The organism is Roseomonas marmotae (assembly GCF_017654485.1).
Taxonomy (GTDB): Bacteria; Pseudomonadota; Alphaproteobacteria; order Acetobacterales; family Acetobacteraceae; genus Pseudoroseomonas; species Pseudoroseomonas marmotae.
Genome location: NZ_CP061091.1, coordinates 399,539 through 425,581, shown reverse-complemented (window position 1 = coordinate 425,581; position 26,043 = coordinate 399,539). Strand labels below are relative to the sequence as shown.

Annotated in this window: 28 protein-coding genes; 11 read left to right on the top strand and 17 right to left on the bottom strand. The window is 71.5% G+C overall.

Annotation, left to right across the window (positions count from 1 at the left end; all coding sequences use genetic code 11):
• The first annotated feature begins 18 nt into the window (after window positions 1-18).
• Window positions 19-1,272, top strand: a complete 1,254-nt coding sequence (gene pepT / locus IAI58_RS02045; protein ID WP_207449855.1) for a peptidase T — start codon at window positions 19-21, stop codon at window positions 1,270-1,272.
• Window positions 1,273-1,326: 54 nt separating this feature from the next.
• On the opposite strand, the gene IAI58_RS02040 is transcribed toward pepT, so the two are convergent.
• On the bottom strand, window positions 1,327-2,286 hold the full coding sequence (locus IAI58_RS02040) for a Bug family tripartite tricarboxylate transporter substrate binding protein (protein WP_207449857.1): 960 nt from the start codon (window positions 2,284-2,286) through the stop codon (window positions 1,327-1,329).
• An 80-nt stretch (window positions 2,287-2,366) separates the two neighbouring features.
• Complete coding sequence (locus IAI58_RS02035; RefSeq protein WP_207449859.1) at window positions 2,367-3,095, bottom strand: winged helix-turn-helix transcriptional regulator; 729 nt, start codon at window positions 3,093-3,095, stop codon at window positions 2,367-2,369.
• A gap of 80 nt (window positions 3,096-3,175) precedes the next feature.
• Between IAI58_RS02035 and IAI58_RS02030 the strand changes: the two genes are divergently transcribed.
• Both IAI58_RS02030 and IAI58_RS02025 read left to right on the top strand, forming a co-directional pair.
• Complete coding sequence (locus IAI58_RS02030; RefSeq protein WP_207449861.1) at window positions 3,176-3,607, top strand: VOC family protein; 432 nt, start codon at window positions 3,176-3,178, stop codon at window positions 3,605-3,607.
• 1 nt (window position 3,608) lies between these two features.
• Window positions 3,609-4,097 (top strand): VOC family protein, encoded by a 489-nt coding sequence (locus IAI58_RS02025; protein WP_207449863.1) that lies wholly within the window; start codon window positions 3,609-3,611, stop codon window positions 4,095-4,097.
• Window positions 4,098-4,119: 22 nt separating this feature from the next.
• Here IAI58_RS02025 and IAI58_RS02020 read toward each other — a convergent pair whose 3' ends face one another.
• Window positions 4,120-6,231 carry a YjbH domain-containing protein gene (locus IAI58_RS02020; RefSeq protein ID WP_207449865.1) on the bottom strand — a complete coding sequence of 704 codons (2,112 nt, stop codon included), beginning with the start codon at window positions 6,229-6,231 and terminating at the stop codon, window positions 4,120-4,122.
• A gap of 147 nt (window positions 6,232-6,378) precedes the next feature.
• Here IAI58_RS02020 and IAI58_RS02015 point away from each other — a divergent pair, with 147 nt between their 5' ends.
• Window positions 6,379-7,035, top strand: a complete 657-nt coding sequence (locus tag IAI58_RS02015) for a DUF1028 domain-containing protein (RefSeq protein ID WP_207449867.1) — start codon at window positions 6,379-6,381, stop codon at window positions 7,033-7,035.
• 42 nt (window positions 7,036-7,077) lie between these two features.
• Here IAI58_RS02015 and IAI58_RS02010 read toward each other — a convergent pair whose 3' ends face one another.
• The 8 genes from IAI58_RS02010 to IAI58_RS01975 all read right to left on the bottom strand — a co-directional run bounded on the left by IAI58_RS02010 (window position 7,078) and on the right by IAI58_RS01975 (window position 15,275).
• Window positions 7,078-8,820, bottom strand: a complete 1,743-nt coding sequence (locus IAI58_RS02010) for an ATP-binding protein (protein WP_237182894.1) — start codon at window positions 8,818-8,820, stop codon at window positions 7,078-7,080.
• A complete protein-coding gene (locus IAI58_RS02005; RefSeq protein WP_207449868.1) occupies window positions 8,810-9,136 on the bottom strand; it encodes a circadian clock KaiB family protein in 327 nt (108 codons plus the stop codon). The genes IAI58_RS02010 and IAI58_RS02005 overlap by 11 nt, the downstream gene beginning before the upstream one ends.
• Entirely contained in the window at window positions 9,133-9,465 is a 333-nt protein-coding gene (locus IAI58_RS02000) for a circadian clock KaiB family protein (RefSeq protein WP_207449870.1), read from the bottom strand. Before IAI58_RS02000 ends, IAI58_RS02005 begins: the two co-directional genes overlap by 4 nt.
• Window positions 9,462-11,153: a circadian clock protein KaiC gene (gene kaiC / locus IAI58_RS01995; protein WP_207449872.1), complete on the bottom strand. Its 1,692-nt coding sequence runs from the start codon at window positions 11,151-11,153 to the stop codon at window positions 9,462-9,464. Before kaiC ends, IAI58_RS02000 begins: the two co-directional genes overlap by 4 nt.
• A gap of 194 nt (window positions 11,154-11,347) precedes the next feature.
• Window positions 11,348-11,854 (bottom strand): VOC family protein, encoded by a 507-nt coding sequence (locus IAI58_RS01990; RefSeq protein WP_208776008.1) that lies wholly within the window; start codon window positions 11,852-11,854, stop codon window positions 11,348-11,350.
• A 378-nt stretch (window positions 11,855-12,232) separates the two neighbouring features.
• Window positions 12,233-12,826 carry a CHRD domain-containing protein gene (locus IAI58_RS01985; RefSeq protein WP_207449877.1) on the bottom strand — a complete coding sequence of 198 codons (594 nt, stop codon included), beginning with the start codon at window positions 12,824-12,826 and terminating at the stop codon, window positions 12,233-12,235.
• A 164-nt stretch (window positions 12,827-12,990) separates the two neighbouring features.
• Window positions 12,991-14,382 carry an FAD-binding oxidoreductase gene (locus IAI58_RS01980; RefSeq protein WP_207449879.1) on the bottom strand — a complete coding sequence of 464 codons (1,392 nt, stop codon included), beginning with the start codon at window positions 14,380-14,382 and terminating at the stop codon, window positions 12,991-12,993.
• A gap of 32 nt (window positions 14,383-14,414) precedes the next feature.
• Complete coding sequence (locus IAI58_RS01975; RefSeq protein WP_207449911.1) at window positions 14,415-15,275, bottom strand: dimethylarginine dimethylaminohydrolase family protein; 861 nt, start codon at window positions 15,273-15,275, stop codon at window positions 14,415-14,417.
• Between the two features lie 132 nt (window positions 15,276-15,407).
• Between IAI58_RS01975 and IAI58_RS01970 the strand changes: the two genes are divergently transcribed.
• Window positions 15,408-16,169 (top strand): HpcH/HpaI aldolase family protein, encoded by a 762-nt coding sequence (locus IAI58_RS01970; RefSeq protein WP_207449881.1) that lies wholly within the window; start codon window positions 15,408-15,410, stop codon window positions 16,167-16,169.
• Window positions 16,170-16,181: 12 nt separating this feature from the next.
• On the opposite strand, the gene IAI58_RS01965 is transcribed toward IAI58_RS01970, so the two are convergent.
• Window positions 16,182-17,339 (bottom strand): M20 aminoacylase family protein, encoded by a 1,158-nt coding sequence (locus tag IAI58_RS01965; protein ID WP_207449883.1) that lies wholly within the window; start codon window positions 17,337-17,339, stop codon window positions 16,182-16,184.
• A 210-nt stretch (window positions 17,340-17,549) separates the two neighbouring features.
• Between IAI58_RS01965 and IAI58_RS01960 the strand changes: the two genes are divergently transcribed.
• A complete protein-coding gene (locus IAI58_RS01960) occupies window positions 17,550-18,077 on the top strand; it encodes a sugar O-acetyltransferase (protein WP_237182616.1) in 528 nt (175 codons plus the stop codon).
• Between the two features lie 3 nt (window positions 18,078-18,080).
• Here IAI58_RS01960 and IAI58_RS01955 read toward each other — a convergent pair whose 3' ends face one another.
• From IAI58_RS01955 to IAI58_RS01945, 3 genes are all read right to left on the bottom strand, one after another.
• On the bottom strand, window positions 18,081-19,301 hold the full coding sequence (locus IAI58_RS01955) for a lipase family protein (protein WP_207449887.1): 1,221 nt from the start codon (window positions 19,299-19,301) through the stop codon (window positions 18,081-18,083).
• A gap of 77 nt (window positions 19,302-19,378) precedes the next feature.
• Window positions 19,379-20,605, bottom strand: a complete 1,227-nt coding sequence (locus tag IAI58_RS01950; protein ID WP_207449889.1) for an MFS transporter — start codon at window positions 20,603-20,605, stop codon at window positions 19,379-19,381.
• Between the two features lie 36 nt (window positions 20,606-20,641).
• Window positions 20,642-21,892, bottom strand: a complete 1,251-nt coding sequence (locus IAI58_RS01945) for a DNA polymerase IV (protein WP_207449891.1) — start codon at window positions 21,890-21,892, stop codon at window positions 20,642-20,644.
• 105 nt (window positions 21,893-21,997) lie between these two features.
• Here IAI58_RS01945 and IAI58_RS01940 point away from each other — a divergent pair, with 105 nt between their 5' ends.
• Window positions 21,998-22,198 carry a hypothetical protein gene (locus IAI58_RS01940; RefSeq protein ID WP_207449893.1) on the top strand — a complete coding sequence of 67 codons (201 nt, stop codon included), beginning with the start codon at window positions 21,998-22,000 and terminating at the stop codon, window positions 22,196-22,198.
• Window positions 22,199-22,224: 26 nt separating this feature from the next.
• Here IAI58_RS01940 and IAI58_RS01935 read toward each other — a convergent pair whose 3' ends face one another.
• Window positions 22,225-22,872 (bottom strand): glutathione S-transferase family protein, encoded by a 648-nt coding sequence (locus IAI58_RS01935; RefSeq protein WP_207449895.1) that lies wholly within the window; start codon window positions 22,870-22,872, stop codon window positions 22,225-22,227.
• A gap of 73 nt (window positions 22,873-22,945) precedes the next feature.
• Between IAI58_RS01935 and IAI58_RS01930 the strand changes: the two genes are divergently transcribed.
• On the top strand, window positions 22,946-23,263 hold the full coding sequence (locus tag IAI58_RS01930) for a hypothetical protein (protein WP_207449897.1): 318 nt from the start codon (window positions 22,946-22,948) through the stop codon (window positions 23,261-23,263).
• A gap of 10 nt (window positions 23,264-23,273) precedes the next feature.
• The gene (locus tag IAI58_RS01925; RefSeq protein ID WP_237182611.1) at window positions 23,274-23,807 is read left to right on the top strand and encodes a GNAT family N-acetyltransferase; all 534 of its coding nucleotides are present in this window, start codon (window positions 23,274-23,276) and stop codon (window positions 23,805-23,807) included.
• Window positions 23,808-23,816: 9 nt separating this feature from the next.
• Here the strand turns inward: IAI58_RS01925 and IAI58_RS01920 are convergent, their stop codons facing one another.
• Entirely contained in the window at window positions 23,817-24,716 is a 900-nt protein-coding gene (locus IAI58_RS01920) for an ROK family protein (protein ID WP_207449899.1), read from the bottom strand.
• A gap of 82 nt (window positions 24,717-24,798) precedes the next feature.
• On the opposite strand from IAI58_RS01920, the gene IAI58_RS01915 reads away from it, so the two are divergent.
• Window positions 24,799-25,047: a sulfurtransferase TusA family protein gene (locus tag IAI58_RS01915; protein ID WP_207449901.1), complete on the top strand. Its 249-nt coding sequence runs from the start codon at window positions 24,799-24,801 to the stop codon at window positions 25,045-25,047.
• Window positions 25,044-25,976: a histone deacetylase family protein gene (locus IAI58_RS01910; protein WP_207449903.1), complete on the top strand. Its 933-nt coding sequence runs from the start codon at window positions 25,044-25,046 to the stop codon at window positions 25,974-25,976. The genes IAI58_RS01915 and IAI58_RS01910 overlap by 4 nt, the downstream gene beginning before the upstream one ends.
• The last annotated feature ends 67 nt before the right edge of the window (window positions 25,977-26,043 follow it).

The window sequence follows — 26,043 nt, the reverse complement described above, 5'->3', positions numbered from 1 at the left end:
ACATCCAGGAGCCTCCCCATGGCCGAAGCCCTCGCCGAGCAATTGATCGGGCGTTTCTTTCGCTACCTCTCGGTGGAGAGCCAGAGCGACGCGAAAGTCGCCACGGTCCCGAGCACGCCCGGGCAGCGCCGGCTGGCGGAGATGCTGAAGGCGGAGCTGGAGGCCCTGGGGCTGGCCGATATCCATCTCGACGAGCACAGCATCCTGACCGCCAGGCTGCCGGGCACCCTGCCCGATGCGCCCCGCATCGGCTTCGTCACGCATCTGGACACGGTGGATGTCGGGCTCTCGCCGGAGATCAGGCCGCAGCGGATGGTCTTCGACGGCGGCGACATGCTGCTGAACCCCGCGCAGGATATCTGGCTCCGGGTCGGCGAGCATCCGGAGATCCTGCCCTATCGCGGGCAGGAGATCCTGGTCAGCGACGGCACCAGCGTGCTGGGCGCGGACAACAAGGCCGCCATCGCCGTGGTGATGACCCTGGTGGCCCGGCTGAAGGACAGCGACATGCCGCGCGGCGACATCATCGTCGCCTTCGTCCCGGATGAGGAGATCGGGCTGCGCGGGGCGAAGGTGATGGACCTCGCGCGCTTCCCCGTGGCCTTCGCCTATACGATCGACTGCTGCGAGCGCGGCGAGGTCGTCTACGAGACCTTCAATTCAGCGGGCCTGACCGTCGACATCAAGGGCGTCACCGCCCATCCCATGTCGGCTAAGGGCGTGCTGGTGAACCCCATCCTGATCGCGGCCGAGCTGGTGCGGATGTTCGACCCCATGCAGACGCCGGAGCAGACGGAGGGGCGCGAGGGCTACTGGTGGTGCAACGGCATCTCGGGGAACCAGGGCAGCGCGCAGCTGCGGATGTCCATCAGCGACCATGACGGGGAGCGGTTCGCGGCGCGGAAGGCATTCGTCGCGGAAGCCATCGAGGCGGTCAGGGCGCGCCACCCCCGGGCGCAGATCGATTACCGCATCGAGGAAAGATACAGGAACATCAACGAATCCCTCGGGAACGACCGGCATTGCGTGGAGCTGATCTTCGAGGCCCTGCGGGAGATGGAGATCGCCCCGAAGGTGATCGCCATGCGCGGTGGCACGGATGGCTCCGCCCTCTCCGCGCGTGGCGTGCCGACGCCGAACTACTTCACCGGCGCGCATAACTTCCACTCGCGCTTCGAATTCCTGCCTGTGAATTCCTTCGTGGATTCCTACGAACTCACCGAGCGGCTGTGCCGGCTGGCGGCGCGGCCGCGCCGCGACGGCGGGGCCTGAGCGGCGGTCCGGAGGGGCGGCGCCCCTCCGGCACGGGCGAGGGAGCGAGGCCCCTCAGCCCTCCATCGTCACGCCGGTCAGGCGCACCATCTCCGCCCAGCGCTCCACCTCCACGCGCTGGAAGGCGGCGAAGCCCGCGGGCGGCAGCGGCGCCGCCGTGAAGCCGGACCCGGCCAGCCGGGCGGCCACCTCCTGGTCCGCCAGAGCGCCCAGCATGGCATCGGCGATCTGCCGCACCGCCTCCGCCGCCGTGCCGGCGGGGGCGAAGAGGCCGAACCAGGCATCGACGGCCAGATAGGGCGCGCCGGCCTCGGCGGCGGTCGGGATCTGCGGGAATTCCGGCAGCCGGGCGCGGGCGCCGATTTCCAGCGCGCGCAGCCGGCCCTCCCGCACCAGCGGCGCGACGGAGGGGAAGGTCGCCGTGTAGAAATCGACGAACCCGGCCACGGTATCCGTCGCGGCGGGGGCGGCGCCGCGATAGGGCACATGCGTCGCCTCCATCTGCTCCCGCCGCACCAGGGTCTCGGAGATGACGTGGCTGGCCGAGCCGGCCTGGGAGGAGGCATAGGTCAGCCGCCCCTGCTTTCCGCGCGCGATCAGGTCGGCCAGCGTCTTGTCCGGCGAGTTGGCGGGCACCACCAGCGCGTGGTGAACGGTGGCCAGCTTGGCGACGGGCACGAAGCTGTCGATGACGTGGTAGGGCAGGCGCTGCATCATCGACTGGTTGCTGGCATGCGTCTGGTTGTGGCCCAGCACGATGGTATTGCCATCGGGGGCGGAACGCGCGGCGGCCTCGGTGCCGATGATGCCGCCGGCGCCGGCGCGGTTATCCACCACCACCGGCCGGGACAGGGCGGCCTGGGCCTTGTCGGCCAGGGCGCGGGCCAGGATGTCGGTCGGCCCGCCGGGCGGGGCGGGCACGATCAGCTTCAGGGGTGCGGACTGCGCGCGGCCGATGGCGGGCAGGGCCAGTCCGGCCAGAAGGCCCGAGGCCAGAAGGACACGGCGGTGCATGTGACGTTCTCCCATTTCCTCCCACCTGGCGGGAGTCCTCACGGTCTGGTCATCCGCGGGACGGCAAAGGTCAAGTGTCTTCAAACGTCTTCCGTCAGAGCGGCTGTCGATTCCGGGCGGGGCCGGCCCGGTGGGGGCGCCTTGGGCGGCAGGGGGAACAGGGTCACGAACCGCTTGGCCAGGGCATGGTCGCCGCTGACGCGCAGCGCGCCGGATGCTTCCAGCGCCGCCAGCGGGCGGCCGCCATAGATGGCGGCGGCGAGGATGCGGGGCGCGCCCTCCAGCAGCAGGTCGGTCCCTTCCGTCGGACCGGCGGCGATCTCGATCCGCCCGCCGGCCAGATGCGCGCGGTAATCCTGCCCCTCCAGCCGGAAGCCGATTCGCGCGTCCAGCCCCGCGGCCCGCACGGGGTCGAGCATGGTGCGGAGCGACAGCAGCAGGGAGGCGGCGCTGAAGGGCATGCCGGGGTCATGGAAGGGGGAACGCGCGGCCCAGCGGCCCAGGGCCTGGAAGACCGGCTCGCTCTCCAGCCCCCATTCCGTCAGGGCATAGACCTGGGCGGAGGCAGGAGGCGGCAGCTGGCGCCGCACCAGCACCCCGATGGCCTCCAGCCCTTCCAGACGCTGGGTCAGGGTATTGGCGCTGATGCCCGGCAGGTTGGCGCGCAGCTCGCCGAATCGGCGCGGGCCGAACATCAGCTCCCGCATCACCAGCAGCGCCCAGCGTTCCCCCACCAGGTCCAGCGCATGGGCGGCGGCGCAGGCATCCTCGTACCAGCGGCGCTGGCGGGGCGGCGCAATCTCAGTCACTTTTTCTAACTTCATGGTTGCTTTTAATAACCTTCCGTGGCCCCATGGTCAAACACAACACCAATGGAAGGAAACGGCCCATGCCCAAGATGATCTTCGTGAACCTGCCTGTCAGCGACCTGCCGCGCGCCATCGCCTTCTACGAGGCCATCGGCGCGACGAAGAACCCGCAGTTCTCGGATGCCACGGCCGCCTGCATGGTGGTCTCCGACATCATCCACGTGATGCTGCTGACGCATGACAAGTTCCGCCAGTTCACGCCGAAGCCGATCGCGGACCGGGGCGTGACGGAGGTGCTGCTGGCCCTCTCGGCCGAGAGCCGGGAGGATGTGGATGCCGTGCTGGCCCGCGCGGGCGGTGCCGGCGGCCGGCCGGATGTCAGCCCGAAGCAGGACCACGGCTTCATGTACTACCGGAACTTCGAGGATCTGGACGGTCATATCTGGGAAGTCATGTGGATGCAGCCGGGCGCGGTCTGCACGGAAATGGCCCAGGAGAAGCAGGAGGCCTGAGATGCAGTCCGGCATCACCACCTGCCTCTGGTTCGATGGCCGGGCGGAGGAGGCGGCGGCCTTCTACACCGCCGCCTTCCGCGCCGGCGGGCGGGAGGCCTCGGTGGGCGAGGTCCTGCGCAACCCCGGCCCCGCGCCGGGGCCCGCGGGGCGCGTGCTGCTCGTGCCTTTCACGCTGCATGGCCAGTCCTTCCTCGCGCTGAATGGCGGGCCGGAATTCTGCTTCACCCCCGCCGTCTCCCTCTGCGTCATCTGCGACAGCCAGGGGGAACTGGACCGCTTCTGGGACCTGCTCGGCGATGGCGGGAGGCCCGACCAGTGCGGCTGGCTGACGGACCGCTTCGGCCTGTCCTGGCAGATCTTCCCGGCCATGCTGCCGCGCCTGGCGGCGGACCCGGACACGGCGCGCGGCGCACGCGTCATGACGGCGATGATGGGCATGACCAAGCTCGATATCGCCGCCCTGGAAGCCGCGTATCGCGGAGAATAACCGCATCCCGGCTTCGCCGCCCTCAGCGCGCGAAGCCGGCGATCCCCTCCCGCAGCGCGGGTAGGCGCCCGTCGCGCGTCACTTCCCAGAGCGGATTGTCCACCGAGAGGCGCTGGCCGCCATCGCGCTGGATCGGCCGGATCAGCACGCCGCCGCGCGCCCGGCTTTCCGCGCCGAAGAGGGAGAGGGGGATGCGGAGATAGAGCCCTTTGTCGAAGGAGCCTTCGCCGAAGCGCGCGGCGGAGACATCGGTGAGGGTGGCGAAGCCGCCGATCTCGATGCCCGAGGCGAAGCGGCGGCCCAGCTCGATGGTGGTGCCCCAGTCGCCCGCCAGATACCGCCCGGCGCGCAGCACGCCGTAGAGATTCCAGAAGGGTAGATCGGCATAGAGTGAGACATGCCCGGTGGTGGTGCCGTAGCGGCGGAAGCCCAGGCCGCCATCGAAGTCCCGCTGCCTCACCCGGTTCAGGTCCAGGCCCAGCGCGAAGGCGCGGTCGAAGGGCCGCCACAGCACCTCGCCCGATACGCCGCCGAACATCGGCTCCAGCCACCCCGCCGAGGCGCGCGCGAAGACATCCGGCGCCAGGTTCCAGATCCGCTCGGCATAGAGGGCGGGGATGGAGGTTTTCCCTTCCCGCGCGTAGCGGGCGTAGTCGGTCCGCACATGCGGCAACAGGCTGTCGGAGGGTAGCCCCTCCGACAGATTGCCCAGCAGCGCCTGCTGCAGGCTGCCCGCCAGGCTGAACCCCGCCCCCGGCGAGACCTGCCCGCCCGCCGCCACACCGGCCTGCCAGCGCAGGCTGCGCGTGGGGTCGCCCAGTTGCAGCGCCAGGCGCGGCTCCACCGCCCAGTTCCAGTGAATGCCGGAGGGCCGCAGGCTGCCGGGGGCGATGCCGCCGGTGGCGGGCAGGGGATGTGTGGAGGCCCAGGCTTCCTCGGGGCTGGCGCGGCCGGCGGCGCTGGCCTCCAGCACGCCGCGCGGAATCTCCAGCACCGCCATCTCCGCCCCAGCCTGCCACCAGCGGATGCGCAGCATGTCCGTCCGTGCCGGCAGCAGCGGGTTCACCGCGCGCAGCACTCGCGCCGCCACCTGGGCCTGCCCGGCGAAGCGCCCGCCCTCCACGGCGATCTCCGCCAGCCGTCCCTCCAGCCGGAAGGCCAGGGGCGTGAAACCCGCCTGCCGCAGGCTGGAGAAAACCTGTGCGGCCAGCGCCGCCTCATCCAGGGGGGCGGCGGTGGCGGCAGGGCGGGGGCGCAGCGCCGGCGGGGGCGGCAGGGGCAGGGCGGGCGGCGCCGCCGGGTCCATCCGCAGCGAGACGCGGAACAGCAGATCCGTGCCATGCGTGGCGAAAACCCCTGCGTCCAGCCAGTCATTCGACCATTGCAGGCCGAAGTTGAAACGCGACTCCGCCCGCCCGCGCGCCCCGTCCCGCGCGGGGTAGCCGCCGCGCTCGTCCCGCAGCGCATCGCCCGACCATTCGGCCTTGGCGCGCAGCCCCTCCAGCCGCCCCCAGGGGGTCGCGAGGCCGGGCAGGTTCCATTCGATGCCGGCGAAGGGCGCCACATCCTCACCACGGAACCAGTCGCGCCGCAGCATGCCGCCGCGCCCGACGCTGCGCCGGCGCGTATCGAACCGCTCCGACGCCAGGCCCAGCGGGTTGTCCCACTCGCCGCCCGTGCCCGGCCGCCCCCAGCCCAGCCCGGCCGAGACATCCAGCCCCCACCAGCGCTTGGAGGCCACCAGATATTCGCCGGCATAGAGCCCGGTGCCGATGATATCCTGGAAACCCAGCGCCAGGGCGGGGGTATAGTCACCCTCCCGCAGCAGCCGCAGCTTCAGGTCGAAGGCGCGGTCGGTGGTCATGCCCTGGCCGGTGGTGGCGTTCAGCCGCTCGGTCAGGCGGAAGGTGGTCTCCAGGAAAGGCAGGGCCTGGAGATTGACGAACCAGAAGCGCCGCTGGTGCCGCAGGCTGGCGCCGGCTTCCAGGGTGCCATCCTCGCGGAAACGGGCGTTGCGGGTCTCCACCACCCCCACGCCGCCGAAGCCGCCGCCGCTGGCGGGCACTTCCTCCGCGCCGGCGGGGCGCGCCAGCAGCAGCAGGGCTGCCAGCATCAGGCTGAGAAGTCGGCGCATTTCGGTGGCGCGGCAGGTCCCGGGCGTGAACTTCACGAATTCGTGAGTTCTACGCGACCTCCGGCTGAAAGGCGATTCCGATTTGCACGCGGTTCAAATCGCGGGAGGCATGGACAGGCGCGGGGCGAATACCTTCAATGCCGGGCCATGACCTTTTCCCTGCTTGGGCATTGCGCCCGCACCGGCCAGTTCGGCGCTGTCTGCACCACCTCCTCCATCGGCATCGGCGCGCGGGTGCCATTCCTGGCGGCGCGCCAGGGCGGGGTGCTGACGCAGCACCGCACCGACCCCCGCCTCGGCCCGCGCGGGCTGGATCTGCTTCGCAGCGGCTGCACGGCGCAGGAGACGGTGGCGGCGCTCGCGGCCAGCACGCCCGATCATGGCTGGCGGCAGCTGGCGGTGATCGACCGTGCCGGGCGCACCGCGCATTTCCATGGCGCCCGGATGAAGCCCGCCTTCGCCGAGGCGCATGGCGCCGGCTGCGTCGCCATCGGCAATATCATGGCCAGCGCCGATGTGCCGCGCGCCATGATTGATGCCTTCCTGGCCCGGCCGGAAGCCCCTCTGGCCACGCGCCTGCTGGAGGCCCTGCAGGCCGGCGAGGATGCCGGGGGCGAGGGCCGCCCGCTGGTCTCCGCCGCGCTGGTCGTGGTGGCGGAGGAGAGCTTCCCCTATGTCGACCTGCGGGTGGACCGCGATGCCGCGCCCATCGTGGCGCTGGCCGCGCTCTGGCGGGACTATGCGCCGCAGGCCGATGAATATGTGCTGCGCGCGGTGGCGCCGGATGCAGCCCGGGGCGGGTGACGCCGGCCCCGGCCGGGCGGGGGCGCCTGCGGGCGGGGCGCCCTAACCCTCGGCGATCATGGCGCGGATGCGCGTCGCCAATGCGTCCAGCGAGAAGGGCTTGGTCATCACCTGCATCCCCGCTTCCAGCCGGCCGCTGTCCAGCGCCGCGCTCTCGGCGAAGCCGGTGATGAAGAGCACCTTCAGCCCAGGGCGCGTGACGCGCGCGGCATCGGCCAGCTGCCGTCCGTTCAGGCCGCCCGGCAGGCCGACATCCGTCACCAGCAGGTCCAGCCGCCCCTTGGCCCGCAGCACCGCCAGCGCGCTGTCGCCATCCGCCGCCTCCAGCGCCGCATAGCCCAACTCGCGCAGCACTTCCGTCACCAGCATGCGGATGACCGGCTCGTCATCCACCACCAGCACCGTCTCGCCCTGCTCGGCGCGCGGCGCGGCGGCGGGGGCGCCGTCGGGCGCGCGCTCCTCCTCGCAGCAGCCGTCGTGGCGCGGCAGGTAGAGCCGCACCACCGTGCCCTGACCCACCGTGCTGTCGATCCGCACGCTGCCGCCGGATTGCTTGGCGAAGCCATAGATCATCGAAAGGCCGAGCCCGGTGCCCTCGCCGATCGGCTTGGTGGTGAAGAAGGGGTCGAAGGCGCGCGCCGCCACCTCCGGCGGCATGCCGGTGCCGGTATCCTGCACGGCCAGCACCACATAAGGGCCGGCCGGCAGGTCCAGCTGCGCCGCCAGCGCCGCGCCGATCTCGATATCCGCCGTGCCGATCCGCAGCCGCCCGCCCGCCGGCATGGCGTCGCGCGCATTGATGGCGAGGTTCAGCAGCGCGTTCTCAAGCTGGTTGGGATCGCAGAGGATGGTTCCCGCATCCTCGGCCAGCGCCGTCTCCACCGCGATCATCGGCCCCACGGTGCGGGCCAGCAGCTCTTCCATCCCCTCCACCAGCCGGCTCGGCGCCAGCGGGCGCGGCGCCAGGGTCTGGCGGCGGGAGAAGGCCAGCAGCCGGTGCGTCAGCGCCGCGGCGCGGCTGGCCGAGGCCATGGCGGCGCCGACATAGCGCCCCACCCCCGTCACCTCGCCACGCGCCACCAGCCCCTGGACCATGTCCAGGCTGCCCATGATGCCCGTCAGCAGGTTGTTGAAGTCATGCGCGATGCCGCCGGTCAGCTGGCCGACGGCCTCCATCTTCTGGCTCTGCCGCAGCGCCGCCTCGGCCGCCTCGCGCTGCGCGCTCTCGGCGCGCAGCTGGGCATTGGCCACCGACAGCTCGTGCAGATGGCTCTTCTGCACCGTCAGGTCCGTGAAGACGCCGCAGAGCATCGGCCCCTCGCCGTCCACGGGCAGCAGGCCGAGCGAGACATAGACCGGCACATTCCGCCCGTCGGCGCTTTCCAGCATGATCTCGCCGCGCCCGCCCTTGGCCAGCAGCCGCGCGAAAACGGGCTGGTCCTCCGCCCGCAGGAAGGGTTGCAGGGAACGGCCGATCACCCGCTCCTGCGCGATGTCCAGCATCTCCGCCAGGCGGCGGTTGCAATAGAGCACGGTGCCATCGGGGCCGAGCGTGACGGCCCCTTCCTGCATCTGCTCGATCAGCACGCGGTAGGGGCGGTCGGCGCTCTCCAGCGTATAGACGCGGTGCTGCTGCCGGCTGTCGTCGCTGACGACCAGCGCGTCGATATCGCCGCGCCGGATGGCGTCCAGCGTTTCCTCGCTCTCCTGCAGCTGCGCTTCCAGCGCGCGGATGCGGCGGCGCAGGGCGGCGGGATCGGCGGGCGGGGCGTCGTCAACCCTCATCCGTCATCTCCTCGTCCTCGCAGAGAATGAGCGCGCGCAGCACCCGGCGCTCGTCCGAGAGGTTGCCCACCACGCGGCGGACCGGCGCGGGCGAGAGCCGGATCAGGGTCGGCGCCGCCACCACATGGTCGCGTTTCGCCAGTTCCGGCTGCTGGTAGATATCGACCACTTCCAGATCCCCCGCCTCGCCCAGCTCGCGCTTCAGCAGCAGGCGCAGGTCCTGGACGGTACGCAGGGAGCGGGCGGTGCTGCCAGCCACGAAGAGGCGCAGGCGATAGCGCGGGGATTCCGGCGGCAGGCCTGCCCAGATGCTCACGTATTCGGGCTCTGATGCTGGATATCGAGGCCCACCAGCACCTTATCGGTATTGGAGAGGTCGCCGATGATCCGCTTCAGCGGCGAGGGCAGCCGCCGCACCAGGGTCGGGATGGCCAGGATCTGGTCGCCCGCCGCCAGCCGGGGGTTCTTCATGAGGTCGATGACCTCGATCTCGTAGCGCCCGGCCAGATGCTGCTCGCAGACCCGCTTCAGATTGGCCATGGCGGTGAGGGACTTGGGCGTCTGCCCTGCGACGTAAAGCCGCAGCCGGTAGAAGCCGGCATCGTCGTCCCCGCCGGGCGGGAGGTCGGTGGAGGCGGTGTTCATTCCGCGGCATTCCGGTGACGGGCCATCGCCTCGCGATCCTTCTCCAGCGTCGCTTCCCGCTCGGTATCCTCGCTGTGCAGCCGGGAGATCTCCTCCTCCTCCGCCACCAGCGCCGCACGCATCTCGTCGATCTGCCGCTCCAACGCCTGGCGCCGCCGCGCCAGCTCGCGCTGGCGGCGCTCGGCATCCTGCTGCCGGCGCAGCTGCGCCGCCTGTTCCCGCGCCACCTGGGTCAGCCGGGCGGAGCCGGTCAGCACGCCCTCGGGGCCGATATAGGGCTCGACCATCCCGATGCCGCCGCTGCTCATGCTGTATTCCCGCACCTGGTTGGAATGGCTCATGCCACGGGACTTGATGACATAGAGGGTGCGGTTCATCTCGCCATTCGCCTCCTCGTTGGTCAGCCGGATCCAGCTGTCCATCAGCGAGGACATGCCGAGATCCTGCTGCGCCGCGCTGAAATCCTGGTGCAGGAGGGTGGTGAAGACGCCGGTGATGCCGCGGGCCTTGAGCAGGTCCACCATCCGCAGCAGGGCGGACTGCACCTCATGCTCCGGCCCGCGGAAGGCGGAGATGGGATCGACCGCGACGATATGCGGCTGGAAGAGGTCGATGTCCCGGTGCATCCGCGCCAGATGCATCTCCAGGCCGAAGAGGCTGGGCCGCGCCGCCTCGAAGCGCAGCAGCCCGTTCTCCACATGCCGGGCGAGGTCGAGCCCGATGGAGCGCGCGTTGCGGATGATCTGTGCCGCGCTCTCCTCGAAGACGAAGTAGAGGCAGCGCTCCCCGCGCGCGCAGGCGGCATCGATGAAGGAGGAGGAGAAGGTGGTCTTGCCGGTGCCCGCCGTGCCGGTCAGCAGGATGGATGAGCCGCGGTAGAAGCCGCCCAGGCCCAGCATGGCATCCAGCCCCGGCACGCCGGAGGAGAGGACCTCGGTGGAGACGTCATGCGTCAGCCCCGCCCCCGTCACCGGCAGCACGCTGATGCCCTGGCTGTCGATCAGGAAGGGGTATTCGTTGGTGCCGTGGGCGGAGCCGCGATACTTCACCACCCGCAGCCGGCGGGTGGTGATCTGCTCATGCACCCGGTTGTCCAGCAGCACCACGCAGTCGGAGACGTATTCCTCCAGCCCCTGCCGGGTGAACTGGCCCTCGCCCCGTTCCCCCGTGATGACGCAGGAAAGGCCGCGCTCCTTGATCCAGCCGAAGAGCCGGCGCAGCTCGGAGCGCAGCACCGCCTGGTTGTCGAGCGAGGAGAAGAGCGTCTCGATGGTGTCCAGCACCACGCGCTTGGCGCCGATGGAGTCCACGGCCCAGCCGAGCCGCAGGAACAGCCCTTCCAGGTCGTATTCGCCATTCTCCTCGATATCGGAGCGGTCGACCTGCACATGGTCGATGGCGATGCGGCCATCGGCCACCAGCCGGTCGAGGTCATAGCCGAGCGAGGCGACATTGGCCGCCAGATCCTCGGCCCGCTCCTCGAAGCTCATGAAAACGCCGGGCTCGTCGTAGAGCATGGCGCCATTCACCAGGAAGGTGGTGGCGAAGAGCGTCTTGCCGCTGCCGGCCGCGCCACAGATCAGCGAGGGGCGCCCGGCCGGCAGGCCGCCCAGGGTGATTTCGTCGAAACCGCTGATGCCGGTCGGGGCCTTGGGCAGGGCGGAGCGTAGCTGGGCCTCGGGTGGCATTGAGCGAAGATGTCTCCGGCGGTGATCGCAGAGACCATGCCAGGGGCCATGCTACGCCGCCTGGCGCCGTCACGGGATGAGACCGCGACGGGAAGACCGACGGAAAGCCCGGGGCGCGGCGATTCCGCATCCATTGTAGGTTTATTGCGCCGGATGAACCAAAGCAATACGGCGCGGGAGGCCTGGGACCCGCCTCAGCCTGGCTGAGCGGCCAGGCGCGGATAGCGCGGCGCATCGAAAAAGCTGCGCCCGGGCTGATAGGCCAGCGCCGGGTCCGGGGGCGCGCCAGGCTCGCCCCGCCCGTCGAACAGCAGTTCCACCAGCACGCCGGAAGGATCGTAGGTGAAGAGCGACCAGATCTGCGACGCCGGCGTCAGATGCTCACGCCAGGGCAGGCCGGCGGCACGGAACCGCTCCCGATAGGCATGGAAGCCGCTGGCCGAGAGCGCCAAGTGGTCGATCGCCCCGGCCCCGAGCGGTGCGCGGCCCGCCGCCCCCATCTCCGGCCCGCCGGCATAGAGGTGCAGGATGGTCGGCTTCCCCGAGAGCTGCACCGAAAGCCAGGCGCCGGAATAGCCGGTCACCGGCCGCTGCGACTGCCGCAGGCCCAGCAGCCCGCCATAGAAGGCGAGGCTGGCCGCCAGGTCGTTCGTCCTGATCGCCAGGTGGGCGAGGCCGGTGATCATGGGGATGTCGGGCAAGTTGGCGGACCTCGCATGGCGAACGGTCATGCTCTGGCACTCCCGGGGTTGTGATGGCAAGGCCTGACTCGGCCACCGGTGCGGTTCCGCCGCCTCTGTTGCCGCAGCGCGGACATGGCCGCGGACCGCGCTGTACGACCGCAAGGCTGGGTGCCGCCGGCACAGGTGCCACGGCGACCTGGAACACAGCATGAATCCGACAGGCGGATTCAGCAGGAAATCAAGGCCTTGATCCGAGTCGCGAAAAACCGCTGGTTGCGGCACGGATGTTCCGGACGCACTGCATCTGGTGTCTGGAGATCCATGTCAGCCACAAGCCCGATCCGGATTCGTTCCGGACCTGACCCGAGTCGCGCGGCGCGGCGCCGCCCGCCTCCCTCAGTCCCGCGCGCGGCGCCGGACCAGCGCGAGCAGGCCGATCGCCCCGGCGAAGAGGCCCAGCGTGGCGGGTTCCGGCACGGCGACAGGGGTGAGGTAGCCACGGATCTCGCCCGCCGGGAACTGGTTGGAATGCAGGTTGAGATAGGCGAAGCCCGCGTCGAGGCCGGCGGCGAAGGCGGCTTCCGCCCCGGCCGCCGTGCCGCCATTCGCGGCGATGAAAGCGGGGTTCCAGGTGCCGGCATCCAGCGTGTTGAAGCTGGCGCTGTAGCTGCCGCTGGAGATCCCGGTCGGGAAGCCGGGGAAGCTGGGCACCGTCGTCGCCGGGGCGGTGTTGTTCGGCGGCGCCACGCAGCAATGGATATGCGCGACGGTCGTCTGCCCCAGCAGGCCGGAGAAGTCGATCTCGATGGTCATCAGATGCGCGGCCACATCATAGCCGAGCAGCCCCGTGCCACTGGCGGGCGAGGCATTGGGCGGGTTCTCGGCCGCGCCGGACAGGTCGGTGCTGTAGAAGACCGGGGCCGCCTGGCTGGCGGAGGCGGCGAGCATCGCGGCGACGGCCGCGGCGGCGAGAGCTGGAGCACGCATCATCGGAGGATCTCCCTGAAGCGGGCGCGGTGCCGGATGCATCGCGGCTTGAGGGCAACCGTAGAAGAATCCAAACCGGAATGATCTCACATCGCGGTGTGAGCCCGCCGCGCCGGAAGAGGGCCGGAGGCGGCCTAGAGGGGCGCCGCCCCTCCAGGCCAGGAGCGTCAGTTCCCCGGGAACATCTTGCCGGGGTTGAGGATGCCCTTCGGGTCCAGTGTCGCCTTCAGGCCGCGCATGACGGAGAGCACCTCCTCCCCATGCTCCTGCGCCAGGAACTCGCGCTTGCCGAGTCCCACGCCATGCTCGCCCGAGCAGGTGCCGCCCAGCGCCAGGCCCCGCGCCACGATCTTGCGGTCCAGCTCCCAGGCGCGCTCCAGGCCATCGGGATCGCCCTCGGGGAAGAGGATGACGCAATGGAAGTTGCCGTCGCCGACATGGCCGACGATACAGGTGTTCTGCCCCATCGCCACCGCCTCTTCCTTGGCGCCGACAATGGCTTCCGCCAGCTTGGAGATCGGCACGCAGACATCGGTGGTGATGCCGCGGCAGCCGGGATAGAGCGCGTTCGCCGCCCACCAGGCGTCGTGCCGCGCCTTCCAGAGCCTGTTGCGCGCATCGGCATCCTCGGCCCAGGCGAAGCCCTTGCCACCCATCTCGGCGGCGATGGCCTCCACCGCCTCCGCCTGCTCCTGCACCCCGGCTGGCGAGCCGTGGAATTCCAGGAAGAGCGTGGGCAGCGGCTGGAAGTCCAGCTTGGAATAGGCGATGGAGGCGCGCATCTGGTCGGCATCCGCCAGCTCGATCCGCGCGACGGGGATGCCGGCCTGCATCACCATGATGGTGGCCTCGACGGCGGCGCCCAGGCTATCGAACTGGCAGACGGCGGCGCTGGTCGCCTCGGGGATGCCGTGCAGGCGCAGGCGGATCTTCGTCACCACGCCCAGCGTGCCCTCGCTGCCCACGAAGAGCCGCGTCAGGTCATAGCCATTGGCCGATTTGCGGGTGCGCCCGCCCGTCCGGATGACGCGGCCATCGGCCAGCACGACCTCCAGCCCCAGCGTCGCCTCGCGCATCGTGCCGTAGCGCACGGCATTGGTGCCGCTGGCGCGGGTGGCCACCATGCCGCCGATGGAGCAATGCGCGCCGGGATCGACCGGGAAGAACAGCCCCTGGTCGCGCAGGTAGTCGTTGAGCTGGTGGCGCGTCACGCCCGGCTCGATCAGGCAGTCCATATCCTCGGCATTGACCTCCAGCACCGCGTTCATGCGGCTGAGGTCGAGGCTGATGCCGCGGCGGACGGGCACCACATGCCCCTCCAGACTGGTGCCCGCGCCGAAGGGCGTGACCGCCACGCCATGCGCGTTGCAGAGCGCGAGGAGGCGGGAGACTTCCTCCGTCTTCTCCACGAAGGCCACGGCATCCGGCAGCACGGGCGGATTGGCGTCCTCGCCCTTCGCGTGCTGCTCGCGGATGGAGAGATTGGTGGAGAGCCTGTCGCCCAGGAATTCACGCGCGGCGGCGATCACTGTCTCGACGGGGTTCGACTCGATGTTCATGGGATTTCCTCTCCCCGCGGATCAGGGGCGGGTCAGGCGTCCCGCGAGAGCGGGCATGTCAGACAATGGGGGCCGCCGCCGCCAAGCGTGAACAGCGACAATTCGGGGTCGAGCACCGTCAGGCCCTCGGCCCGCAATGCGGCGTTCAGCGCCGCACTGCCGCGCGCCGATACCACGCGGCCCTCGCCCAGCGCCAGGATGTTGCAGCCGAGGTTCATGACATCGCGATAGCTGACCGGCAGGCAGCGGATGCCATGCCCGCGCAGCCAGGCGACGAAGCCGGGCTCCAGCACATCCAGGCAGGCGACGGCGAGGCCGGGCGCGGCCATGCAGAAGAGCACGTCGAGATGCAGGAAATGCTCGTCGAAGGGCTCGAGCCGGACCTCCCAGCCCTCCTCGCGCAGCCAGCCGGCCAGCTGCTCCGCCCCCGCCTCGTCCGTGCGGCCGCCGGAATGCCCGATGACGGCGAGGCCGGGACGGATGATGTGGATATCGCCGCCCTCCAGCGTGCCGGCGCTGGACTTGCGCCAGAAGCGGCTGCCCGCGGCCTCGTGGAAGTCGATGAGCCCCGCATATTCGCCCCGACGCTGCGGCCGCTCCAGCTGGCAGAGCACGGGGCCGCGATGCGTCGCCACCACGCTGTCGCGGGTATAGACCATGTAGGGCAGGTGCGGCTCGGGCCGCAGGCGATGCACCATCACGCCTGCCTGCTCCATGGCCGCCACCAGCTCGGCATGCTGGGCGGCGAGATGGTGCGGGGCCGGGCCTTGCCGGCTCTCGGCCAGGGTGTGGCGGGCGATGGTATTGGTGGGCAGCCAGCGGTAGTGGTCAGGCGGGCAGACCAGCACTTCCCTGAGCAGCCCCGTTTCGGAGACGACGCGCCAATGTGACATGGCGCGAAGGCTACGCCCGCCATGCGCGGCTGGCCAGGGGGGCGCGCCCGCGTTGACGCTCATCCAAGGCAAGCCTAGCGTTTCCCGAACCCGGCGCGGGATGCGGCGGGCAAGCAAGAGGACGTCAGAAGCATGCCGAACCCGGTAAAGGACGCGTGGCGCGCAGGCCGCGCGGTGGTGAATGGGTGGCTCTCCATCCCTTCGGCCTTCAGTGCGGAGATGATGGCCAAGGGTGGCTTCGACAGCCTGACCGTGGACATGCAGCACGGCGTCCAGGACTACCTCTCCGTCGTCGCCTGCTTCCAGGCCATCCAGGCTCATCCGGTGGTGCCGTTTGTGCGCGTGCCCTGGAACGAGCCGGGGATCATCGGCAAGGTGCTGGATGCCGGCGCCATGGGCCTGATCTGCCCGATGGTGAACACGGCGGAGGAAGCCCGCGCCCTGGTCGCCGCCTGCCGCTATCCGCCGCTGGGCGCGCGCTCCTTCGGCCCGATCCGCGCCGCCATCTATGGCCAGGGCGGCGGCTATTTCGCCACGGCGAACGAGGATATCGCCGTCATCCCGATGATCGAGACCCGCCAGGCGCTCGACAACCTGGAGGCCATCCTGGACGTGCCGGGCATCGACGGCGCCTATATCGGCCCCTCCGACCTCGGCCTCTCCCTCGGCTTCGAGCCGCGGCTGGACCGGCAGGAGCCGGAGATCCTGGCCATCTACGACCGCCTGCTGGCCGAGACGCGCAAGCGCGGCCTCATCGCCGGCATCCATAACGGCACGCCGGAATACGCGCGCACCATGGTCGACCGCGGCTTCCGCCTGGTCACCTGCAGCAATGACGCCGCCCTGGTCGCCACCGGCGCGATCCGCGACGTGGCGGTGATGCGCGGGAAGTAGGACCCGCGGCCCTTAGCCCGCCGGCAGCCGCTGGCGGGCCAGGGCGCGGAAGAAGCGCACGCCATGCGGGATGGCGGCGTCGTTGAAATCATAGCGGGGATTGTGCAGCGGCACTGAATCCTCGCCATTGCCGAGGAAGGCGAAGCAGCCCGGCGCATGCGCCAGGAAGCGCGCGAAATCCTCGGATGCGGTCATGGGCGCGCCGCTCTCCCGCACCCGCGCCTCGCCCAGCGCCTCGCGCGCCGCCGCCAGCACCGACCGCGTGGCGTCGGCGTCATTGATCAGCGGGATGAATTCGCGCGTATAGGTCACCTCCGCCTCCAGCCCATGGGCGGTGGCGGTGCCGGCGGCGATGCGGCGCATCTCGGCCTCGATCGCCGCGCTGACCTCCGGGCGGAAGCTGCGCGCATCGCCCAGTACCCGCGCCAGGCCCGGCAGGGCATTGCGCGTGCCATCCGTCAGCAGCTCCGTCACCGAGACCACCGCCGCCTCGGTCGGGTCCAGCCGGCGGGAGACGATGGTCTGTAAATTCACCACCAGCGCGCAGGCGGCCACCAGCACCTCCCGCCCCGCCTGCGGCCGCGCGGCATGGCCGCCGAGGCCGCGCAGGATGATCTCGAAATTATCCTCGGCCGACATGGCCGGGCCGGGCCGCGCCTCCAGATGGCCGAGGGGCAGGCCAGGGGCATTGTGCAGCCCGTAGATCTCCTGAAATGGGAAGCGCCGCAGCAGCCCGTCATCCAGCATGGCCTGGGCGCCCTTGCCCCATTCCTCGGCCGGCTGGAACAGGAAATGGATGGTGCCGTCGAAGCCGCCCTCTTCCGCCAGCAGCCTCGCCGCGCCCAGCAGCATGGTGGTATGGCCGTCATGGCCGCAGGCATGCATCACGCCCGGCGTCCGGGACCGGTAGGGCGGCTCCCCCTGCTCGGGGATGCGCAGCGCGTCCATGTCGGCCCGCAGCGCGATGGCGCGCTGGCCATTGCCGCGCCGCAGCGTCCCCACCACCCCGGTGCCGCCGACCGCTTCCGCCACCTCCAGCCCGAAGCCGCGCAGGCGTTCCGCCACCAGCCGGCTGGTGCGCCGTTCCTCGAAGCCGAATTCGGGATGGCGGTGGAAGTCCTGGCGCCAGCCGCGCAGCTCCGCCCAGAGGGCCTCCCGGTCCTGGCTCATGCGGCTTCCTCTCCCTTCGCCTGGCCGATGAGAGCGCGGGCGGCGGTGGCGCACAAGTAGCTGTGCAAGTGCCGGGCAACGGCCCGCGCCGGGCCGGTTCTCTCGCGGCGGGGTGATCCCGTCGTCGCTCCCTTTTCCGGCGCGCCTCTGCTAGCCCTTCCGGAACAGGGAAGCCGGGAGAGGCGCGTGGCACGCACGGAAAAACAGAAGATGCTGGCGGGCGAGCTGTATGACGCCGGGGATGCCGAATTGCAGGCCGACGCCACGGCGGCGCGGGCCTGGATGGCGCGCTACAACGCGATGCTCGCGGCGCCGCCCGCCACGCGCCGCGCCGCGCTGCGGGAATTGCTGGGCGCGGTGGGGGAGGGCGCGGTGGTCCGCCCGCCCTTCCATTGCGACTATGGCTACAACATCCGCCTGGGCGACGGCGTCTTCCTGAACTTCAACTGCGTCATCCTGGATGTCGTGGCCGTGAGCATCGGCGACAAGACGCAGATCGGGCCGGGCGTGCAGATCCTGACCGCCGACCATCCGCGCGATGCGGAGACGCGCGATGCCGGGTTGGAATTCGGCCGGCCCATCCATATCGGCCGCAATGTCTGGATCGGCGGCGGCGCCCTCATCCTGCCCGGCGTGACCATCGGCGACGACGCGGTGATCGGCGCGGGCAGCGTCGTGACGCGGGACGTGCCGGCAGGCGCCACAGCCTTCGGCAATCCGGCGCGGGTGAAGGGCTAGGGCTTACCGCTCCACCGCGATCGCCCCGCAATTCCCGGCCACCGCCCCGCCCGCCATGACCCTGTCCGCGAAGGCGAAGGCATCGCGCTGCGAGCCCGGCAGCGCGGCCGAGTGGCCGAGGCCGGGATAGAGATGCGCCTCCACCCGTGTCCCGGCGCGGCAGGCATCGGCGAAGAGGCGCTGCTGATCCTCGGGCGGGACATCCCGGTCCGCCCCGCCGATGCCCAGGAAGAGCGGCTGCGGCAGATCCAGCCGGCCATAGGTCAGCAGCGGATAAGCGCGGGTGAAGGCGGGGGTCGGGTCCTGCCGGAAGGTGGTCTCGAAGCGCAGCCGCGCGCGGAAGGCGGCCCGCATCATCTCGCCCAGGCAGCCGGTGGCGCCGGCGCGGATCACCGGCATGGCATCCTGCGTCACGTAATCCTCGATGCGGAAGCCGGGCTCCGCCTGCTCCAGCAGGGAGAGGATCAGCAGCGCATAGCCGAAGCCCGGCGCGTTCACGTCGGCCGCATGCACGCGCGGGTCGGGCGGCGGGGCATAGCCGGGGAAATAGGGCGTGCCGGTCGCCACCGTGCCGCGAATCTCCAGCTCCGGCGCATAGTCCGGCGCATGGGCGGCGGCGGCCACCACCGCGCCCGCGCCCTGGGACTGGCCGGCCAGCATGGTCCGCCGCCCCGCCAGCCCCTGCCGTTGCACGGCGCGGATGGCATCCAGCACGCTGCGCGCCGCCGGGCGCGTCGCCAGATAGGGATGCCCCCCGGCGGTGCCGAGGCCCTGGTAGTCCGGGGCGACGATGGCATAGCCCCGCGCCAGCCAGCCGCCGAGATAGCCGCCGTCGCGCGCGGAGGAGCCGGTCCAGGAAGGCGCGCAGACATCGGCCGTGCCGACGGTCCCATGCCCCCAGGCCAGCAGCGGCCAGCCGCCCGGCGGCGGCGCGCCCCGGGGCAGGAAGACCGCGCCGGAGGAGACGACGGGGGAATGCCCGTCCAGCCCGTCGGTGGAGCTGTAGAGGATGCGAAGGCCCCGCGCCGCGCCCTCCGGCAGCATCTCCGGCGGCAGTTCCTCCGTCCGCAGGAGTGTGCCGGGCGTGGCGGGGACGGGGCCGGGCCAGTCGTAGAAGGCGGAAACCCCGCCATCGCCCAGGCGGGAGTCTGGCCTCTGTGCGGCCAGGGCCGGGGTGGCCAGCAGGGCGCAGGCCAGCAGCAGGCGGGGAAGGATGCTCCGCATGGACGCTCACCTCAGGGCCGCGGCGTCATGGCGCTTTCGCGGCAGTCTGGCTCAATCCATGAGGGGCCCGGCGGGTTTCAGCGCCGCCGCGCCAGGGCATAGAGCAGCGCCGCCCCCGGCAGGGCGCAGCCCACCCAGCAGGCCAGCGTCCAGCCGCCGCGCGCGATGGCCCAGCCGCCCAGCGCCGAGCCCAGCGCGCCGCCGACGAAGAAGACCGCCATGAACAGCCCGTTCACCCGGCTGCGGACGGCATCCCCCAGCGCGAAGACGGCGCGCTGGGAGAGGATGAGGTTCAGCGTCACCGCCGCGTCCAGCAGGATGGCCGCCAGCACCAGCACCCCCAGTCCCGCCCAGCCGCCGATGCCGCCGGCCCGGGAGAGGGGGAAGGATGCCGCGCCCAGCGCCAGGGCCAGCAGCATGCCGCCCCGCGCCAGGCCCGGCCGCGCCTGCCCCGCATCGGCCAGCCGCCCCGCCAGCGGCGCCACCACCGCCCCCGCCACGCCCGCCAGGGCGAAGAGGGCGATGCCGCGCTGGGTCAGGCCGAAGCCCTCCGCCAGATGCAGCGGCACCGTGGTCCAGAACAGGCTGAAGGCGCCGAAGAGCCCGGCATGGCAGATGGCGCGCTGCCGCAGCACGGGCTGGCCCGCCCAGAGCCGCGCCATGGAGGAGAGCAGCCCGCCATAGCCCAGCCCCGCCTGCGGGCGCCGCTGTGGCAGCAGCCGCCAGAGCGCGATGGCCAGCACCGCCATGGCCAGGGCGGAGAGCGCATAGACCGCGTGCCAGCCGGCGATGCTGGTGATGAGGCTGGAGGCCGGCCGCGCCAGCATGATGCCCAGCAGCAGCCCGCTCATGACATTGCCAACCACGCGGCCGCGCAGCGCCTCGGGCGCCAGATGCGCCGCATAGGGCACCAGGATCTGCGCCGCCACGGCGCAGGCCCCGATGGCCAACGAGGCCAGCAGGAAGATCGTGGCGGAGTGGGAGAGGGCGGCCACGGCCAGCGCGGCCGCGCAGGCGGCGACGATGCCGGCCACCAGCCGGCGGTTCTCGACCAGGTCGCCCAGCGGCACCAGCAGCAGCAGGCCCAGCCCATAGCCAGCCTGGGCCAGGGTCACGATCAGCCCCCCCGCCGCCGGGCTCATGCCCAGGGAGGCGCTGATCGGCCCGACCAGCGGCTGGGCATAATAGATATTGGCGACCAGCAGCCCGCAGGCCGTCGCCAGCAGCAGGGTCAGCCAGAGCGGCATGGCCTGGAGCTGGGCCTCGGCGGGGGCCGCCGTGGTGGCGGGGGCGGTGGCGGGCATGGGAAGCGCTCCGATGGATGCTGCGGCGCAACAGAATTAGCGCCCGCGCCCCTTCACCACCACGTCCTCGCCGAACTTTGCGCGCAGCGCCTCGATCGCCTGCCAGCGGGCGGCGCGGCGCGGCGCCTCGGCATCCAGCAGGTCGCCCCGGTCGGCGCCCGCGCCATCCACCAGCGGCTGCGCGCCGATGCCGATCAGCCGGTAGGGCGTGCCGTCCACCTCCCGCGCCAGCAGCGGCTGCGCGGCGGCGAAGAGCGTGTCGGGCAGCCGCGTCGGCGTATGCAGCCGGGCATGGCGGGTCCGCAGGGCGAAGCTGGCGCTCTTCAGCTTCAGCACCACGCCGCCGGCGGCGAAGCCCTGTTCCCGCAGCCGCCGCCCCAGCTTCTCGCACATCCGCCAGAGCGGCGCCTCCAGCGCGGCGAGGCTGGCGGTATCGCTCTCGAAGGTGGTCTCGGCGCTGATGGACTTGGTCTCCCGGCGCGGGTCCACCGGGCGGTTGTCCTCGCCGCGCGCGCGGGCGGCCAGCGCCGGCCCGTCCTCACCGAAGCGCTGTGCCGCCTCGCGCGGGGAAAGGGCCTGGAGCTGCCCCAGCGTGGAGAAGCCCTGCGCCGCCAGCCTGCGCGCCAGCACGGGGCCGACGCCCGGCAACACGGTCACCGGCTCCGGCGCCAGGATGGCGGCGGCCTCGGCAGCGCCGATCACTGCGAAGCCGCGCGGCTTGTCCCGCTCCACCGCCAGCTTCGCCAGCAGCCGGTTGGGGGCGAGGCCGACGGAGATGGTGACGCCCACCTCGCGCTCCACCCGCAGCGCGAGGCCCGCCAGCACGGCGGCGGGCGGGGCCTTGTGCAGCGCCTGGGTGCCGGTGAGGTCCAGCACCGCCTCGTCGATCGACATCGGCTGCACCAGCGGCGTCAGCTCCTCCATCATCCGGCGGATGCGCCGGCCGGCCTCGGCGTATTTGGCCATCTCGGGCTTCAGCACCACGGCATCGGGGCAGAGGGCGAGGGCCTTGAACATCGGCATGGCGGAGCGAACGCCACGGGTGCGGGCGATGTAGCAGCAGGCCGCCACCACCCCGCGCTTGCCGCCGCCGACGATCAGCGGCCTGGCCCGCAGCTCCGGCCGGTCCCGCTTCTCGACGCTGGCGAAGAAGGCGTCGCAGTCAATATGGGCGATGGTGAGGCTGGCCAGATCCGCATGCGCCACGCGCCGGCGGCTGCCGCAGGCCGGGCAGGCGGGGGCCGGGACCTCCGACAGGCTCAGGCAATCGCGGCAGAGGATGGGCATGGCGGAAGCATAGCACGGCGCGGGGGCGGGGAACGGGTGTTCCGGGCGAACTTCCGCCGCGCCGCCGCGTTCTGGAGGAAGAATCCACACGACAGGAAGCGTGTCATGACCGCCAGACCGCCCGAGGGACCCAAGGCCGACTTCACGGCAGAGGAATCCTCCGGGGGCTATATCCCCCGTCCGCCCTCCGCGAAGGATCTGGACGTGATCAGCGAGGCCCAGGCCCTGGTGACGGATGAATGGGCGGGCGAGCCGCCAAAGCGGAGCCCCCGCGCCGAACCCGGAAAGGACGAGGGAAAGGCCTGAGGCAGGCCGCGCCCCGGAGCTTCAGCTCAGGGCGAAATGCTTCCGCCAGAGAAATGTTTCCGCCAGACTGGCCCGGCGCCCGGCCGCGCCGCCACCGCCTGGGCCAGCCGGTCCAGGCGCGGGCAATGGAGGGGAGTCCATTCATCGCCCCCCAGCCAGCGTGTCAGGACGGAGAGATAGATATCCGCCAGGGAAAAGCGGTCGCCGAGGATGAAGGGATCGGGCGCCGCCTCCCGCTCCACCATCAGCCAGATCTCCCGCCCCATCTGCCGTGCCCGCTCGCGGATGGCGGGGGCATGGGCGGGGTCGGCGCTGAAGCGCTGGGGGTAATCGGAGCGGGTGACATGCGGGTAGAACTCGCCCGCCGCCAGGGTCATCCAGCGCAGGGCGCGGGCGCGGGTGGAATCGCCGGGGGGCGGCAGCAGGCCGGCCTCGGGGTGGCGGTCGGCCAGGGTGAGCAGGATGGCCAGGCTTTCCGTCACCACCGTGCCGTCGGGCAGGACCAGCGTCGGCACCCGGCCCATGGGGTTGATGCGCCGGTAATCCTCGGCCAGCTGGTGGTCGCCTTCCAGCGGCACCTCCCGCAGATCCACCGGCGCGCCGATTTCCGCCAGCGCCATTTCGGCGGTGGCGGAGCCGGAGCGGAGGTCGCCATAGAGGATGTAGCGGTCCATGCGCGGCAGCCTGCCGACTGGAGCGGCGCCAGGGCGAGTCAAAAACGGGATATCGCCAACGAGAGATCGGGCCATGCGTCCTTCGGCGAGCGGCATCCTCAATGGTATCGGCTGGCTGGGCATCCTGGCCCTGGTCGCGGCGGGGCTGGGCGTCGTGCGGCTGCTGGGCTTTCCTGGGGTGCTGATCCTCGGCCTGCTGGCGGCGCTGATCTGCACCCGGGCCGAGCTTTCGGGCACGGTGCCGACCTGGAGCCGCGCCGTGCTGGCGGCCCGTGAGGAGGATGCGGAGGCGCGGGCGCGCGAGGTCTCGGCCCTGCGCTACTACCGCCGCTGCGGGTTGGCGCTCGCCCTGGCAGGGCTCGCGGGAACGCTCTGGCAGGTCTGGTCATGAAGGAGGCAGGATGCAGCGGGAGGAATGCGAAGGCGTGGCGGATGCGGTGCTGCCCCTGACCCCGGCGGCGCTGGCGGAATCGCCCGTCCTGGCCAGGGCGCTGCTGGCCCTGAACAATGCCCATGCCGTCGAGCTTTCCTGGCTGGAGCCCGCGCGCTTCCGGCATCTGGTGGAGCAGGCCTTCCTGGCCCGGCGGATCGGCCCGGCGGAGGCGCTGCTGCTGGCCTTTGACCAGGACGCCGATTACGACAGCCCCAATTTCCTGTGGTTCCGCGCCCGCTACCCGCGCTTCGTCTATGTGGACCGCATTGTTGTGGCCCCGGCGGCGCGGGGGCGCGGCCATGCCCGCAGCCTCTACCGCGACCTCTTCGCCGCCGCCCGGCGGGCGGGGCATGAGCGGGTGGTCTGCGAGGTGAACAGCGACCCGCCCAACCCGGCCTCGGAGGCCTTCCACGCCGCGCTCGGCTTCACCGGGGCCGGCGCGGCCTCCATCCATGGCGGCAGCAAGCGCGTCCGCTATCTGGAATGCCGGCTGGGCGCCTGAGCCCGACTCCTATCCCTTGTCCCACAGCCGCGCCGCGCCGAAGACGCCGGAGGAATCGCCGTGCTTCGCCCGCAGCAGCCGGGTGCGGCCGACATCGCCGAAGATGAAAGGCGCCATCAGTCCGGGCACCGTCTCGTAGAGATGGCCGAGATTGGAGAGGCCGCCGCCCAGCACGATGGCGTCGGGGTCGATCAGGTTGGTCACCGCCGCCAGGGCGCGGGCCAGCCGGCTGGCATGGCGCTCCAGCGCGCCTTGCGCCGCGGCATCGCCGGCTTCGGCGGCGGCGGCGATGCCATGGGCGCTGCGCTCGCCCGCGCCCTTCCAGTCCGCCGCCAGGGCGGGACCGCAGAGGAAAGTCTCCAGGCAGCCATGCAGCCCGCACCAGCAGCGCGGACCGGGGAATTCGGCGGGCGTCATCCAGGGCAGGGGGGTATGGCCCCATTCGCCGCCGACGCGGTTATAGCCCTCGATCAGCCGGCCATCGACCACCACGCCGCCGCCGCAGCCCGTGCCGATGATGACGGCGAAGACCACGCCATGCCCGGCGCCCGCGCCATCGGCGGCCTCGCTCAGCGCCAGGCAATTGGCGTCGTTGGAGACGCGGACGGGCCGGCCCAGCAGCGCCGCCAGGTCCCGGTCCAGCGGCTGGCCGTTCAGGCACTGGGTATTGGCGTTGCGCACCAGCCCGGTGGCCGGGCTCAGGCTGCCAGGAATGCCCAGGCCCACCGAGGCGCCGCCCTCGCCCAGCTCGGACTCGGCCTGCCGCACCAGGCCGGCCAGCATCTCCAGGATCGGCCGGTAGCCGTCGGGGGTGGCGGCGCGGCGGCGCAGCCGGGGGGTGCCGTCCGGCGCCAGCGCGACGATTTCCGTCTTGGTGCCGCCGAGGTCGATGCCGATACGCAGGGTCATGGCGGCGGAGAATGGCGCCGCGCCCGGAACGCGGCAAGCGGCCACCCTTGCGCCGGCCCGCCGCTGGTGATCCATTGCCGGGATGAGTGAGACCACGCTCGACGTCCAGGGACTGACCTGCCCATTGCCGGTGCTGAAGGCCAACAAGGCGCTGCGCGCCCTGCCGCCCGGCGCCAGACTGACGGTGCTGGCCACCGACCCCGCCAGCGTCGCCGATTTCCAGGCCTATTGCCGGGAGACCGGCCATGCCCTGGTCAGCTTCAGCGAGGCGGCCGGGACCTATCGCTTCACCCTGCGCAAGCGGGAGGACCCGCCGGCCGCGCAGCCATGAGCTCGCTGGTCCTGCTGCTGACCCACCATGCCTGCCTGGGTCATCAGAACTTCGAGGACCATCCCGAATGCCCGGACCGCCTGCGGGCCGTGCTGACCGCGCTGGAGGCGGAGGAATTCTCCTCCCTGCTGCGCGACTCCGCTCCCCCCGCGACGGAGGAGCAGCTGCGGCTGGCGCATCCGCCGGGCTATGTGCGGCAGATCCTCTCCATCCGTCCCGGCCCCGGGCGCTTCGTGCCGGTGGATGGCGATACCGGCATGAGCGAGGGCAGCGCCGAGGCCGCGCTGCGCGCCGCCGGCGCGGCGGTGGCGGCGGTGGACGCGGTCTGCGCCGGCAGCGTGACGCGCGCCTTCTGCGCCACCCGTCCGCCCGGCCACCACGCCGAGCCCGGGCGCGCCATGGGCTTCTGCTTCTTCGCCAATGCCGTCATCGCCGCGCGCCACGCGCAGCGGGCGCATGGCCTGGCCCGCGTGGCCATCCTGGATTTCGACGTCCACCACGGCAACGGCACCCAGGCGGCGGTGCAGGAGGACCCCTCCATCCTCTTCGCCTCCAGCCACCAGTTCCCCTGCTACCCCGGTACCGGCGCGGCCAGCGAGACAGGGGTGGGCAATGTCTTCAATGCCCCCCTGCCACCGGGGGCGGACAGCGCCGCCTTCCGCGCCGCCTGGGCGGAACGGCTGCTGCCGGCGGTCGAGGCCTTCGCGCCGGAGTTGATCGTGATCTCCGCCGGCTTCGATGCCCATGCGCGCGATCCGCTGGCCCAGCTCAGGCTGCGTGAGGATGATTTCGGCTGGCTGACCCGGGAAATCTGCCGTATCGCCGACCAGGCCTGTCATGGCCGGGTCGTCTCGCTGCTCGAAGGCGGCTATGATCTGCCGGCGCTGGCCAGTTCGACCGCTGTCCATCTTCGCGCGTTGATGGCCTGATGCGGCGCCCCCCGCGCCGACGAGTTTCTTGAGGTTCCCGATGTCCGAGACGCCCTCGCAGCCTCCT